Annotated in this window: 12 protein-coding genes; 5 read left to right on the top strand and 7 right to left on the bottom strand. The window is 66.4% G+C overall.

Annotated elements, in window-relative coordinates; genetic code table 11:
* Positions 1–20 precede the first annotated feature (20 nt).
* On the bottom strand, positions 21–779 hold the full coding sequence (locus tag OG225_RS33640; protein ID WP_405178840.1) for a 2OG-Fe(II) oxygenase: 759 nt from the start codon (positions 777–779) through the stop codon (positions 21–23).
* 104 nt (positions 780–883) lie between these two features.
* On the opposite strand from OG225_RS33640, the gene OG225_RS33635 reads away from it, so the two are divergent.
* Complete coding sequence (locus OG225_RS33635) at positions 884–1513, top strand: GDSL-type esterase/lipase family protein (protein WP_405178839.1); 630 nt, start codon at positions 884–886, stop codon at positions 1511–1513.
* On the opposite strand, the gene OG225_RS33630 is transcribed toward OG225_RS33635, so the two are convergent.
* A complete protein-coding gene (locus OG225_RS33630) occupies positions 1510–2982 on the bottom strand; it encodes an ABC1 kinase family protein (RefSeq protein ID WP_405178838.1) in 1473 nt (490 codons plus the stop codon). The two genes, OG225_RS33635 and OG225_RS33630, sit on opposite strands and share 4 nt — an antisense overlap.
* A gap of 104 nt (positions 2983–3086) precedes the next feature.
* On the opposite strand from OG225_RS33630, the gene OG225_RS33625 reads away from it, so the two are divergent.
* Positions 3087–3857, top strand: a complete 771-nt coding sequence (locus OG225_RS33625; protein WP_405178837.1) for a FadR/GntR family transcriptional regulator — start codon at positions 3087–3089, stop codon at positions 3855–3857.
* Between the two features lie 98 nt (positions 3858–3955).
* A complete protein-coding gene (locus tag OG225_RS33620; RefSeq protein ID WP_405178836.1) occupies positions 3956–4939 on the top strand; it encodes a DUF5996 family protein in 984 nt (327 codons plus the stop codon).
* On the opposite strand, the gene OG225_RS33615 is transcribed toward OG225_RS33620, so the two are convergent.
* The 4 genes from OG225_RS33615 to OG225_RS33600 all read right to left on the bottom strand — a co-directional run bounded on the left by OG225_RS33615 (position 4926) and on the right by OG225_RS33600 (position 10452).
* Positions 4926–6047: a nitronate monooxygenase gene (locus OG225_RS33615; protein WP_216913117.1), complete on the bottom strand. Its 1122-nt coding sequence runs from the start codon at positions 6045–6047 to the stop codon at positions 4926–4928. The two genes, OG225_RS33620 and OG225_RS33615, sit on opposite strands and share 14 nt — an antisense overlap.
* Before the next feature lie 286 nt (positions 6048–6333).
* A complete protein-coding gene (locus tag OG225_RS33610; RefSeq protein WP_405178835.1) occupies positions 6334–7689 on the bottom strand; it encodes a WS/DGAT/MGAT family O-acyltransferase in 1356 nt (451 codons plus the stop codon).
* Positions 7690–7821: 132 nt separating this feature from the next.
* Positions 7822–8454, bottom strand: coding sequence for a class I SAM-dependent DNA methyltransferase (locus OG225_RS33605; RefSeq protein ID WP_405178834.1), 633 nt, complete (start codon positions 8452–8454; stop codon positions 7822–7824).
* Between the two features lie 144 nt (positions 8455–8598).
* Entirely contained in the window at positions 8599–10452 is a 1854-nt protein-coding gene (locus OG225_RS33600) for a cutinase family protein (RefSeq protein ID WP_405178833.1), read from the bottom strand.
* A gap of 297 nt (positions 10453–10749) precedes the next feature.
* Here OG225_RS33600 and OG225_RS33595 point away from each other — a divergent pair, with 297 nt between their 5' ends.
* Both OG225_RS33595 and OG225_RS33590 read left to right on the top strand, forming a co-directional pair.
* A complete protein-coding gene (locus OG225_RS33595; protein ID WP_405178832.1) occupies positions 10750–12003 on the top strand; it encodes a hypothetical protein in 1254 nt (417 codons plus the stop codon).
* A 1084-nt stretch (positions 12004–13087) separates the two neighbouring features.
* Positions 13088–13330, top strand: a complete 243-nt coding sequence (locus OG225_RS33590) for an SDR family NAD(P)-dependent oxidoreductase (RefSeq protein WP_405183457.1) — start codon at positions 13088–13090, stop codon at positions 13328–13330.
* A gap of 631 nt (positions 13331–13961) precedes the next feature.
* Here the strand turns inward: OG225_RS33590 and OG225_RS33585 are convergent.
* The gene (locus OG225_RS33585) at positions 13962–14435 is read right to left on the bottom strand and encodes a hypothetical protein (protein ID WP_405178831.1); all 474 of its coding nucleotides are present in this window, start codon (positions 14433–14435) and stop codon (positions 13962–13964) included.
* Positions 14436–14607 lie beyond the last annotated feature (172 nt).

The following is a 14607-nucleotide window of genomic DNA, read 5'->3' as shown; positions in this document are numbered from 1 at the left end:
ACGGAACACCTCGCCGGTCGTCAGCGTTGACCCACGCGCGCCGCTCCCCATCGCGACTCCGCCTCGTGTCTCGGTCGGTGTAACCACATCACCACGCTGCCGCGATCCGCGGTGTTACCGCCCGCGTACTCGTGCCACGAGCGCGGCGTGCATTCGAAGATCACCATCGAATTGTCCAGCGGCGGAATCGTGAGCGCGGATGCGGCGGAATCGCCGCCGCTATCGGCCCGGAGCGTGATCTCGCCGCCGTCACCGGTGCGCCAGTCCGGATTACCCAGGTGGAACAGCACCGCCACGGCCCGCACGGTCTCCCGCGTGCCCGTGCCCGTCTCGCCGGGCAGGCGGACCTCGGCGGGGCCGGGCGCGGGTTCGGCGAACAGCGCGGGAGCGAGTCCGTTGTCCGGTGTCCCGGCCGGACTGCCCGGCGCGTGGTGGCGTACCGAACCGTCGATATCGCCGGTCGCCGCCACCCCGGTCACCCCGGCGATCAGGTCGTGCCATTCCCTCGTGGCGAAAAGGGCGAGCGGGCCGTCCCGCAATTCGGATAGTCCGAGCGCGGTGGGGTCACCGTGGCCGATCACGCGATGGAATCGGTCGATTCGCTCGGCCCGCACGCGCGCGTAATCGTCGACGAGCCGCTGGTAGAAGTCGGCGACGAAGATATCGCGGGCGTAGATATGCGGAAAGGGCCCGGTTCGGCGGATCCAACGCCGGTGCGCGAACAAGTCCGTGAACCACGCGGGCGGCGTCTGCACCCGGCTCGTCAATACCCCTGTCACAGCAAACTCCCTCCCGGACGAACACGGTGATCCTATTGAATTCGGTTGTCCGGTATCGACCCCGTCGACCGTTCGTCGCCGGCGCGGACTGACAGGATCACGGTGTGCTTCGTGATCTTCGTATCTGCTGTGTCGGTGATTCCTTCGTCGCCGGGGTGGGCGACCCCCGCTGCCTCGGTTGGGTCGGCCGCCTCGGCGCCTCGGCCCATGCCGACGGTTTCGCGCCGACGCTCTACAACCTCGGCGTCCGCCGCCAGACCTCGGTCGAGATCGCCGAACGCTGGCTGGGGGAGTGCGAACAGCGTCTGCCGTCGGGGACCGACGCCGGAGTCGTGCTGTCGTTCGGGGTCAACGACACCTCGTGGGAAGGCGGTGGCCCGCGCGTTGATCCCGCGAGGTCCGCGGAGTCGTTGGCGCGGATGCTGCGCCAGGCCGCGGCACGTGGCTGGCGGGTACTCGCCGTCGCGCCGCCGCCGATCGCCGACCAGGACCACAACGCGCGCAGTGCCGCACTCGACGAGCGTTTCGCCGAGATCTGCGCGTCGGCCGCCGTGCCCTACGTGCGGATTCGTCACGCTCTGCGCGAAAACCCGGTGTGGATGCGCGAGGTGCGCGCGGGAGATGGCGCACATCCGGGGGCGGGCGGATACGACGTGCTCGCCGAACTGGTCGAGCCGCGGTGGCGCGAGTGGCTGTCCGGCTGGAATTCGCCCGAATCTGTCTCAGACGTTTAGCTCGCCGTGATCCGTCGCGCCCGTCGTTCACGGGCCGCGGCGAGATCGACGGGCCGGGGATCCTGCTGGTCCAGCCGGTCGAAGACCTCGGCCAGCACGGGAAGCGACCGCACGATCTCCTCGCGGTAGGCGCCTTCGGTGCCGAGTTGTGCCAGCGCGCCGATGATCGTCAGCGAGGATCGCGCGAACGGGGTGAAAGGCACCGGGATCGTGCACTGTCTGGCCACATTCGACAGCCGGGGCCGGGTCGCGCGCACCACCTGCCTGCGCAACCAGGGTGAAGTCAGCTGAAAGGTCTTGTGCCGCAGCGGTTCACTGCACGGCAGGACCGCCGCGAACAGCGCGTCCACATCGAAACTGCGATCGTCGGTGACGAATCCGTGCCGCCTACTCGCCGCCTCCAGATCCGTCGGCCCGCCTTCGAACACGGCGCGGCAGTAGTCCAGCGCCAGACCGTCGAAACCGGCGGGTGGCCATCGGCAGCACGCGCCGAAATCCACGACGCCGAGTCTGCCGTCGGGCAGCACCCGGAAATTGCCGGGATGCGGGTCGCAGTAGAGCAGATCGGTGCGCGTGCAACCGTCGAGCACGAATCGCACCATCGCCATGCCGACTCGATCGCGTTCGGCCTGCGAACCCGAGGCGATGATGTGCGGCACCGGGGTGCCGTCGAGCCATTCGGAGATGACGACGTCGCCCTGCTGGGCCACCACGTCCGGGACCCGGAATTCCGGATCGTCACGGTAGGCGTCCGCGAACGCGCGCTGACTGGCGGCTTCGGCGGCGTAGTCGAGTTCGCGGAGAATGCCCGCGCGCACCGAATCGGTGAGCGCCGCGACATCGGCGCCGGGTACGAACACCCCGAGCAGAGCCGACATGCGGCGCAACTGGTCGAGATCGCCGAGCACCGATTCGCGGGCGCCGGGATACATGATCTTGACCGCGACTTCCCTGCCGTCGTGCCACACGGCCCGGTGCACCTGCCCGATGGACGCGGCGGCGGCCCGACGCTCGTCGAACTCGAGGAAATTCGTTCGCCAGTCCCGGCCCAACTGTTCGGCCAGCACCTCGCGCACCGTCGACGGCAGCATCGCCGGTGCGGAGTCCTGGAGCCTGCCCAGCGCGATCCGGTACGGCTCGGCCAGCTCCGACGGCAGCGCGAGTTCGTAGATGGCGAGGAGCTGACCGAATTTCGTCGCGCAGCCTTTGAGTTCGCCGAGAACTTCGAAGATATGCTGCGCGGTCCGCGACCTGATGTCGCGATTCACTTCCGCGGCCGAACGGCCGAGCGCGCGCTTTCCGTAGCCGATCGCCCTTCTACCTGCCAAGGCCACCGGAATCGATGCGATTCTGGCATTGCGGACCACCCGGCCGACCGGGAGCGCGGCGGCCGTTTCCGTCGTGGAAACGCGGGTGTCGGTACCGGTCGATATCTCGCCCGGTCGATCGATTCCCCGTCCAATGGTCATGAATCACCTCACATCGTGCGCGGATCAGTGTTACATAGATGCGGTCCGACCTCGCGCGTCCTAGACTGTCTGGGACGTGCAGCCAGAGCCGAAAGGTGGCATTGATGGGTTCCCGAACGGTAGTCGCCGACGTTGCCGATGAATTGGCACGCCGGGTTACCGCGGGGGAATACCAACCCGGTGAACTGATGCCGTCGGTCCGTCAGGTGGCCGAGGAATTCGATATGAACCGGGCAACCGCGCAACTGACGCTCGGCAGACTGGAATCGTACGGTTTCGTCGAAGCCCGCCGTGGCAAGGGTTTCACCATTCGTGACGTCCGCGAAGCGGGCGGAATCGACGTGTACCGGCATCTGTTCCGCTTCTCGGTCCCGATGCCCGACGTCGCCATCGATATGTTCCGCGACATCGTCGAGGTCGAGCGCGGCATCGTGATGGACGCCCTGCTCGCCTACACCGCGAGCGCGCAGGACATAGATCCGGCCGAGTTGAAATCCGCCATCGATCAACTGGAATCGCTGGCCCGGCGCGAGGTCCCCGATTACCAGCAGATTCTGGCCATCGAGGTGGTGCTGGTCCGTACATTGCTGACCTCGCTCGGCATGAGCATGCAACGGGCCATCCTCAACTCCATCGGCGAGATGGTGCTCGAGGTGCCGGAGGCGGTCCAGGCATTCTTCGCGGGCGCCGCCGATCTGCACGTGCTGGTCTGGCGCGCGCTGGTCGCCGTGTGGGAATCCGGTTCGGGCCCGTCGGACGCGCAATTGGCGCTGTTCGAGGATCTGTTCGGGATGTACCACGAGAAGGTCGTCGCGAAATTCGAGGATCTGCTCGTGGCGGAACCGGTCGAGCAAACGCACGCGGCGACGGCCTGAGGCCCCTTCGAGGCCACTGTCAGAGCCCCGCATTCCGCGTGCGCGACACATCCGGCTAACCCCTGGCACACCCGCTCGGCCGAACGTACCGTTGCGGTATGACCGACTCCGCCGAGCTGCTGCCCGCCCTGCCCTACGAGTCGTGGCGCCCCGCCAAGGAGACGCTGCACCGGTTCACGCAGATCGTCGGCAAGGTCGCTCTCGCGACGGGTATCCGCCGCAACCACTGGTGGCATATCACCTACCGGCTGACCGCACGCGGGTTGAGCACCGTCCCGCTCGGTGACGCCCGCGGCGGTCCCGTGTTCACCTGCGCGTTCGATTTCTTCGATCATGTGCTGCGGATCGCCGACGACAGGGGCACCGAGGTGGAGATCGAACTCCCCGACCGGTCCGTCGCGAGTCTCTACACCGCCGTCATGGACGGCCTCGCCGAACTGGGCGTGGAAGTGGTTCTGCCCCATCCGCATCCGTTCGACCTCCCCGATGTCGGGCGGCCCTTCGCCGAGGACACCGAGCACGCCCACTACGACCCCGACCAGGTGCGACGCGCGCATACGGTCCTGGTCCGGGTCGGGCGGATACTGGAGGAGTTCAGCGCCACCTATTCCGGCAAGATCAGCCCGGTCCAATTCTTCTGGCACAGTTTCGATCTCGCGGTCCAGCGGTTCTCGGACCGGCATATCGACCTGCCCGAGACCCTGGATTCGGTGACCCGCGAGGCCTATTCGCGCGAGGAGATCAGCGCGGGATTCTGGTTCGGCGACGCGAAAGTGCGCGCCCCGACGCTGTATTCGTATGTCGCGCCGGAACCCGAAGGGCTGGCCGATCGTCCGCTGCCGCCCGGGGCGCGCTGGGTCGCCGCCGGGTCGAGCCATTCGGCCTACTTCGACTACGACGACCTCCGCCGCGCCGACGATCCGGTCGGCGCGGCGCTGGAGTTCCTCCAGTCGGTCTACGTGTCGGGCTCGGAGTTGGCGGGCTGGGATACCGCGCGACTGGCCTGCTGGGGCGGTATCACCGATCCGATCCTCGAACGCGAGCATCCGAGGTGGCCGGAATGGCCGCTCAAGCCCCGTTGAGTTTGTTCAGACGCTCGCAGGATTCGACGTATTCCTCGATCAGCCGCGCGACGACGTCGGCGGAACGTTCGACCTTGTTCAGCATGCCGACCACCTGACCGACCGGATTGAAGTTCACATCCTTGGCGGCCTCGGGGTAGCGGTGTCCGCGCTTGACGCCGTCGAGGGCCACCATCATCTGTAAGGGCATCGGCAGCGGGCTCGGGTTCTCCGGCTGTTCCCAGGCCTCGGTCCAGTCGTTCTTGAGCATGCGGGCCGGTTTGCCGGTCCACGCGCGTGAGCGCACGGTGTCGTTGCTGGTGGCGTCGATGTAGCTCTGCATCTGCGCGGGCGGCACATTGGCCTCCTCCACGGTCAGCCACACCGAGCCGGTCCACGCGCCCGCCGCGCCCATCGCCAGGGCCGCGGCGATCTGGCGGCCGTTGCCGATACCGCCCGCCGCGAGTACCGGCAGGTCGCCGACGGCGTCGATCACCTGGGGCCAGAGCACCAGCGAGGAGACCTCACCGGTGTGTCCGCCGCCCTCGGTGCCCTGGCAGACGACGAAGTCCAGACCCGCGTTCTTGTGGTTGAGCGCGTGTTTCACCGATCCGCACAGTGCGCCGATGAGTCGGCCGGAGTCCTGGATCTGCGAGATCACCTCGGTCGGCGGGGTGCCGAGGGCGTTGGCGACCAGTTTGGCCTTCGGGTGGCGAAGGATCACCTCGATCTGCGGGGCGACCGTGGTGGCGGTCCAGCCGAGCAGTTGGTTGTGGTGTTCTTCGGCGGGCAGTTTCGGCACACCGTGATCGGCGAGAATCTTCTCGGCGAAATCGCGGTGGCCCTGCGGAACCAGTTCGGCCAGTTTGGCTTCCAGCTCCTCGGGGTTGAGCCCGTCGATGCCCTTGCCCTCGTACTTCGACGGGATGACCAGGTCGACGCCGTAGACGCCGTGCACGTGCTCATCGAGCCAGCTCAGCTCGACTTCCAGCTGCTCGGCGGTGAATCCGACCGCGCCGAGTACGCCGATTCCGCCGGCATTGCTGACCGCGGCCGCGACGTCGCGGCAGTGGGTGAAGGCGAAGATGGGGAACTCGATCCCCAGCCGGTCGCAGATTTCGGTACGCATGGGTGCTGGCTCCCTTACTGGCTCCGCAGCCGCTGGCCGCGGACCGATGACGCTATAGAACGAGTTACATAGATGCCCCGCCGTGTTCCGGCACGACGACACACGTGGTCGACCGGCACAGTCGAATGGCCCGGGTGCCGCGGGTATCGCCATGGCGCGGCAGCGGTCCATTCGACTGGGTGGTGCACCATAAATTGACAGTAACACGTTCTAGTTTTACCGGAAAAGAACTTCTTCCCCACGGGGCGAGTCGGCTCGTTCCGGTAGCGTCCGCGTGTCGTCGCGGCTAGTGCGACTCCTCCAGTTCGGTCAGCGCGTTGTCCAGGTGGAGCAGGATCCGGTCCAGATGCGGCACGCTGCGACGGCAACCGACGATGCCGAAGTCCAGATTCGCGCCGTTGGTGGTGAGCGTGATGTTGGCGGCCTGTCCGTCCAGCGGAATCGACATCGGGTAGCCAGCGTCGAGTCGGGCGCCGTTCCAATAGAGGGGTTCGCGCGCGCCGGACACATTGGAGATGACGATATTGAACGCGGGGTTGGCCACCGAGTTGAGCGCGGGCAGCAGTGACATCGCGAACGGACTCAACGTCAACGCCGACAGGGCCATCGCCTGGGTGTTCGACAAGGCCCGATACACCTCCTTGTTGCGGTGCATCGAATCCTTGATCGCCTCCAGTCGGGCGAACGGATCGGCGAGATCGGTGGCCAGATTGCACAGAATGGCGCAGATCTTGTTACCGCCGGGTTCGTTGTCGGCCTCGTCGCGCAGCGATACCGGGACCATCGCGATCATCGGTTTGTCCGGCAACGCCTCTCGTTCCCTGAGGAATCCGCGCAGCGCGCCCGCCGACATCGCGAGCACGACATCGTTGACGGTCGAGCCGGTGGATTTGGCCACCTGCTTGACCCGTTCCAGCGGCCACGACCTGACCACGACCCGCCGCGCCCCGCCGATGGGGACGTTGAACATGGTGCGCGGCGCCGAGAACGGCATGGTCAGCTGCTGACGCAGCAGCGCGTCCCGCGCGGTGCGGGCCAGCGCCGGAACCGCTCCCGCCGCGGACAGGAGATTGCGCGCGGCCGAGCCGAACGCCGAACCGGAAGGCTCGTCGGCGTTCCTCGGATGGGTGCGCGGCAGATTCCACGGGACCAAGAGGTCACGGGCGGTCGCGTCCTCGGTCATGATGCGCCGCATCAGACGCTGCCCGGAGACGCCGTCGATCAGGGCGTGATGCATCTTCGTGTAGAGGGCGAAACGGCCGTCGCCGAAACCCTCGATCACGTGCATCTCCCAGAGCGGGCGATGACGGTCGAGCAATGTGCTGTGCAACCGTGACGCCAGGTCGAGCAACTGTTGTTGCCCACCCGGCCGGGGTAGCGCGGCGCGGCGCACGTGATAGCCCAGCTCGATGTCGGATTCCTGCGTCCATCCGATCTGGGGCGCGCCGAGCCAGGTGGCGGGGCGTTTGCGGAAGGTCGGATGGAACGAGGTCTCCCGCAGGATCCGCTCGTGGGTTCGCCGGACGTAATCGGGTCCGGCGTCCTCCGGTGGCTCGAACAACATGAGCCCGCCCACGTGCATGGGGTGCTCGCGAGACTCGGCGAGAAGGAACAATGCATCGATCGGCGAAACGAACTCCATATGTGGACGCCCCCTGACGACAGCGGTGAGCTTCGAATGATGGATCGACCACATTGTCGGGTGGGTACGCACAACCCCGAATCGGTGTGACAGACCAAACGTACCCGCAGTTGGGTGCGGGTGCCGGTCGAATCAGTGATCCCTCGTGACCAGCAGGTATCCCTGCGCGCCACGTTCGTCCGGTTCCGGTTGTCGCACCATTCGGCACACCTCGGTGAATCCGATGTCGCGCAACACCTCGGCAAGTCGCGAAGGCGACCAGCGATAGGAGAGCGCCACCCGGTGGTCGAAGGCCTCCACCGCGACCGAGGTCTCGATCGTCTGGAAGGCCAGCAGCGCGTGCCCTTTCGGACGGAGTACCCGATAGAACTCCGATAACACGTCGGGCACCCGATCCGGCGGCAGGTGGATGATCGAATACCAGGCGACCAGGCCCGCGAGCGCCCCGTCGCCGAAGTCGAGCCGTTCCATGGAACCCTCGTCGAATCGCAGGCCCGGGTAGCGACTTCTGGCATAGGCGATCATCCGGGCGGACACGTCGATTCCGCTGATGTCCAGCCCGCGCCCCGACAGATAGTCGGTGATCCGTCCCGGCCCGCAACCGACTTCGAGCACGGGCCCGGATTCGTTGGCGCGCAACAACTCCGAGAAGGTGTCGAGCATCGCCCGATCGAGGGGTTGTGCCGCGAGCTGACCTTCGACCACTTCGACGTACAGGTCGGCGATGTCGTCGTAGGCGGCGCCGATCTCGACGCTGTTGCTCATGGGCACTCCGTTGCGCGCTCGGTGGTTCCGTTGTCGTTGTCGTCATCGAATTCTATGCGTGGCAACGGTATCGGAACCCCGCCGACATGCGGATGGCCCGGAAACCTCTGGCGGGAGGTATCCGGGGCACCCGGGTCGAACTCGCTACCGCGAACCCGTGGTGGTCGGAGTCGTGGATTCGGTTGTCGTGCTGGTCGTGCTGGTCGTGCTGGTGCCGGTTCCGGTCGCGGACGGCTCCGTCGCGGCGGGTGCGGCGCGCGCGGGCGCCGGTGCGGGAGTCTCGACCGGAGCCATCGCCGCGGGCGGTGCCGCGACGGAATTCCTGGCCTGCGGTGCGGCCTCCTGCTGGGTCGTCGTCGACGTCTCCGCCGGCGCGGCGGGCGGGTCGGTGGTCGTCTGCGGATTCGTGGTCGTCGGCGCGGTGGTTGTGGTCGTGGTGGTCGACGGCGACGTGGTCGACGGCGTCGTCGTGCTGGGCGACGTGGTGGTCGTCGACGTGGTGGTCTTCGACTCACCGCCGGTCTTCGACTTCGCCGCCTCGGCGCCCGTTGTCTTGGTAGTGGTCGTCGGCTTGGACGTGGTGGTACTCGTCGGCTTCGCCTTCGTCTCCTCCACCGCCTTGTACACGGCGGCCACATCGGCTTCCTGCGGCTTGGCCTTCGTATCGACCGGCTCGCCCGCCTGCGCCTGCTTGGCCAGATGCGTCAGCCAGGCTGCCGCGTACTCGGCGGAGGTCAGCGGCTTGCCCGCGGCGGCGTCGGCGTCGTCCCAGTAGTCGAAGTGATGGCCGGTGTGATTCGGTCCGAGCGTCAGCTGATACGGGTCGCTCATGATGACCGGAATGGTGTTCTGGTTCGTCACGATGAGACCGATGATCTCGTTGAGCACCTTCTGCGGCAGGTAGGCCAGCGGCGACATCTGATCGGAGGCGATCGTGTCCGCCTTCGCCGGGGTCTTCGGCGCCGTACCGGGCTTGTACTCCGGATCCGACACCCGCAGCAGGACGTCGAGGAAGGTCTCGTCGCTCTGCATCCAGTTCTTCTGCGACTGGATATCGGCGAACGCGGCCAGGGCGATCTTGCCCAGCGTCACCGCGACGTCCTGTCCGGTCGCCGGGGTCAGCCCCTCGCGCTCGAGTGCGTCGACATTGATCTGGCGGCCCACATTGACCACCAATTGCAGCAGGGAGATGTTCTCCGGCGCGGCGCAGGTGAGGTCGCCTTCGGAGCAGAAGGACGCGATCTTGCCGTTCAGGGCACCGAAGTCACCGCTCGTCCCCGGCAGCGCCCCCTTTCCGGGAGCCGTGTTCTTGCCGTTCTGGTACTTCTGGTCGAAGCCGTCGGGGTTGGCGTACGGGTCCTCGGCGCCGGGGAACGGTCCGTCTCCGGCCGAACGACCCGCGTCGGCCAGGATGACGACACCGACCACATCGGCCGGATCGACGATTCCGTACTCGCCGTCCGCGCCGGGGTCCTGATGCCCGATCTCCATCGCCACCCGGCGCACGACATCGGCGCCCTCGCTGTAGCCGACGATGGAGAACCGCGTGTCGGGGCAGGCCTGCGCGATCTCCCGCATGACCTGCTGGGTATTGGCGACACCGGTGTTCACGGCGTCCTCGTAGCTGTCCATATTCGCCGGATACGCGATGTAGACGGCGGCGTAGGCGTCGGGATCGACGTCGTCGGCGGGCGCGTTGACCACCGGATCGACCCACTCGCTGTTGTGGTCACCGGCCATCGCGGCGGGCAGCGCGTTCCCGTTCGCGTCGACCAGCATCCGCGTCGTCCCCTCGACGGGAGTGTCGTTGCGTCCGGCCACCGAGATGGTCACCATGTCGCGACATTCGGTGACCGATGTGGTGAGCCGGGTATCCGCCGTGCGCGGCGGTGACGTCAGCGCCAACGACCCCGCGACGAGCGCCGCGATGCCGAGGACGGCGGGCGCGGCTACCGCCGAAGCGATCCGGTGCCGCGCGAAGAATTCACGAAGAGACATGCCCTCATCCCCATTCCACGATGATCGACAGGTGAACGGACAGGCCCCCCCGAAGGGCCATGTGTCACCAGGGACGTCGTGGTGGGAGCCGCGAGCGTTACTGAAGCGGAATCCGGGTCACAGCAAAATGTCACCGCCCGCCGCCCGCCGGATCCCGGAACGCCACTTCGTGATCTCACGCCGCACCACCCCGGGGCAGCTAACTCCTGGTGACATATGGCTCGATCCGCCTCCCGCCCGAGCCGGTCGGATGTATGGTCCGGACGCTGCCGATACACGGGGGAAGGTTCACGTCGAATGACCAGTGCCGTAGAAAGTTCCGGTGCGGACGAGAGCGCCGCTCCCGACATCGCGGTGATCGCCGACGAGTTCGGTGCCGTGGTGGTCGGCGACGAGGCATTGATCGCCGAGTTCGTCGACCAGTGGTCGAGCGACGATCCGGATACCGCCATCTCGATACCCGACGCCCCGGTGTCGAACGTCGCGGGCAAGGTCGCCTCCTCCGTGATGAAGACCACAGCCCCCGCCACCCGTTACATCCAGGGATCCAGGATCTGGGAGAACGCGTCGCGTCCGAAGCCGGGCACCGTGGTCACGTTCCACAAGACGACCAGGGCGGCGACGACGGGGAAAATCCTGTCGAATCCGCAGGTGGCGCTCGCTCCCGTCCCGGGGATCGGGCAGGCCGTGCTGGCGCATATGGCCGTGACGGCCGCGCTCGAACAGTTGGCGGACCGGATCGAAGCGCACCTGGACCGAATCGAGGACAAGGTCGACGACGTGTTACGTCTGGCGTCGGCGCAGCGCCTCGGCGATGTATACGGGCATCGACGGATTCTGCGGCGGCGCGTGGCCGAGATCAGTGCGGGCGCGGTCCTCACCGAGACCGATTGGTCCAGTGTCGCCGCACTCGGGGCCGACCTGGAAGTCGGCGTGGAACGACTCCGTCAGCACGCGGCCGACCTCATCGCCCAGTTGCGTCCCGACGACTCCGCCGACAAACGAGCCGAACAACTCAGGTCCGCGGTCGATAAGGGCATGCTCGGGGAAACGCTGAACCTGCTGCTGGTCGCCCAGCAGTCGTTGTATCTGTGGCAGCGCCTGCGGCTGGAGCGCACCCGGCTCGAGGAACCCGACTACCTGGAGCAGACGGTCGGCAGCGCCAGGGCCACCCTGCGCGAGCACATCGAGGCCGACGCGGAACTGGCGGGTCACCTGCGAACGGTGCTCGACCGGCACGCCGCGCTGCGCGTTTCCGAAGTACATCGGCCACTGGCGGGCCGAACACTGGCCAGATACCGCGTCCCCTTGGCACGGACCCTCGACGCGTTCATCGAGGCCCGCGCGTTGCAGGTCGAATCATGGAACGGAGTCGAGAACGCCTCGATCCGCGACGCCCTCTGGGTCGCGCGCGGCCGAACGATCGATGCGGCCAACACTGGTCGACGGCAGATATCCGCGGGAGCGAGCGCGGTGGCGCGGTGGGTGGAACCGAAGGCCGACGGTTCCGAGTCCGGCGAGACCGAGCAGGCGGATACGCCCCCGTCCTAGGGTGCGACGCGGTGATAGCCGCACCCGAATCGGCCGTGACAATTGTCCGGAAAGTCGGCCGTATACCCGAATATCGGAATACTGTCCTGTAGTTCGTCGAGATAGTGCCCTATGCGGCCGCTCCTCGGAACGGCTCGGGTGATTTGTCCTGTCCGAAATTCCGACGGGTCGATGCCGAATTTTTATCTGAAGTGCCGCACATTCGGATTGCGATTACGGACTGTCGTCTATTTCGGCGGGTTGAAGGGGTGAAACCCCGTTGACCGCCATTCGAACGATAAGGCCACGGCGCGTATACGTCGCCGCGTGATCGTATCGATCGTGCGCGTCGACGAGAAGTGTCGGAATCGACGGTACGGATCGGCGGAAAGTGCCAATTGCCTTCTGGCCATACATGATTAGGTTCTATTCGCCCGATCTCACTCTCGTCCGATCAGCCACCGAATACTGGGGATTCGCGTTGTGATCCACGGGTTACATGGGACGTGTGGCACCGATCCGCAGCGGTGAAACAGCCCTTGACGCTACCGATTCGGAGTGTAAGCGTAGGGACGTGGACATGCCCGAAAAAGGGCGTCCAAGCTGGGCGACAGTAACCTCGGACTCGGTCGGTGATTCGCCGATCGATGACAGAGGGGTCGTCGTACTTTCGGGTTCTCAGACCCACGAACTATTTCAACTTTTCATCGAAGTACGAGGAGGAAGCCATGAGTGCAATTATCGGACTCGGCTCCGCGGCCGCGGGCGCTGCAGTCAGTCTGGTGTGGGCGCTGCTGGGCCTGATCATCATCTGAGTACGGCCGCCGGATCTCGATCGAAAGGATCACCGAGATCACGGCGGCAGTTCAGCTTTCGCCCATAGGGCGAAGCAAGGAGTGCACACGCGGCCGATGCCACAGGCGACCCGGCTGTCTCGTCTCGTGGATAGAAGTTCGTGAGATATGAGGCAGCGCAGGAGCCGTCATCGCTGAGCAGGCCGTGTACCAAGAGTTCGCCCTGGTCACCGGGGCCGACAAGCGGATCGGTAGATGAACGGCGAGGCGCGAGACAGCGGCGATATCGCAGGCTGCGGGAGTGACATGCGCTGCCCCTGAACATCACTGATCCGGCGACCCTGTCGGCGGCCGCCGAGCCGATCGAGGAGCGTTTCGGCCACCTCGACCTCTTGATCAACAACGCGGGCATCACCGATTCCGGACAGGTCTCGCCCGCCTGCGCTCACGATCAGGTGCCGAGCACCGTCGATGTGAATATGGTCAGGGCGGTTTGCGAGGCCGATGTCTTCGGGGCGATCGCGAGGACCAATGCCATGCTGGCGCTGCTGTGACGCGCACGGGCGGCGCGCATCGTCACCGTGCGCAGTCATGCGCCTCGCTGGCTCTCACCAGCCACCCGGACCGGCCCTTCACCGCGTTGCCCTCCCCGTACTCACCGTCCGAGTCCGCGCTGACGTGTAATACGCCAACGAGTTACGCAGGGACGGCATCGTCGTCAACGCGGTCGCCCCGGTTCCGTCGACCTCGGCGGGCCGATCGGGACGGCGCGTTCGTCGAACTGGTCACTCGACATCCTCGACGGCCGCACACTGACGATCCGCTCGGTGAACAACACCGACAAACTCGAGCACCTGGGCTGGGCCCGGTAGCTGATGCGTGGGCATCCCACGCGAAGGGAACATCCCCCATCTGTTCTGCCGGATGATGGCCGCAGTCGTCTCCGGAGTTGGAGCGGCCAAGAATGATGCCCGTAATTCACGGGGCACGACGAGGCGTAACGGACCCACCGCGCCGTACCCGGTGCACAGGGTGACAACCGTCCGTCGTTCGCGAGGAACCACCATGGTCGATTTCATCGCCATACCGAGCAACCCGATCGAGACGGTGCTGCGCCTGCTGGCTCAGGTGTCGTGCGGCCTCTCCTCGACGCAGGGCTGCGCGGTCATCCAGTAGGGCGCCGACTCAGCCGCTCGGGCTCGGCAGGAAGTTCTGCGGACCGGTCCCACCGTTCGGCGGGAACTGGTTGTCCAGGTTGTTCGGGTTGGCCGGATTTTCCGGATTGTTGAGGTTTTCCGGACTGTTCGGATTCTCCGGGTTGTTCGGGTTGTTCGGGTTCGACGGATTATCGGGGTTCTCCGGGTTCGCCGGATTTTCCGGACTCAGTGGGTTCTCGGGATTTTCCGGGTTCTCCGGACTCAGTGGGTTTCCCGGATTCATCGGGCTGAGCGGCTGTTGCGGGATCTCGGGTTCCATGATCGACGGAGGTGCGCCGGGCACCGCTATCGGCGCCGGTACGGCCGCACCGGGCTGCGATGAAGCCGGGGTGCCGATGTCGGCATTCGCAGAGGCGATTGCCGAGGGCGCGACGGCGAGTGCTCCGGAGAATACGGTCGCGGCGATCAGGCGACGGGTCCCGGATGAGGTGGCTCTCGACACGGCGGTCCTCCTGCAACATAGGGCCACCACCCATCGAGCCCGACGGCGTCGAGCGGCAGGACTTCACGTGGAAAGCGTTGTGGGTCAACGCCTGCCGCACCTGCCACTCGACGCGGATCCGGCCCTGCCGCCGCCCACCGGCATATGCCGATGGCCGGATTTCCGATCGAGA

It is taken from the genome of Nocardia sp. NBC_01377, from assembly GCF_045040005.1.
GTDB lineage: Bacteria > Actinomycetota > Actinomycetes > Mycobacteriales > Mycobacteriaceae > Nocardia > Nocardia noduli.
This window is presented reverse-complemented; position numbering and strand designations above follow the sequence as displayed.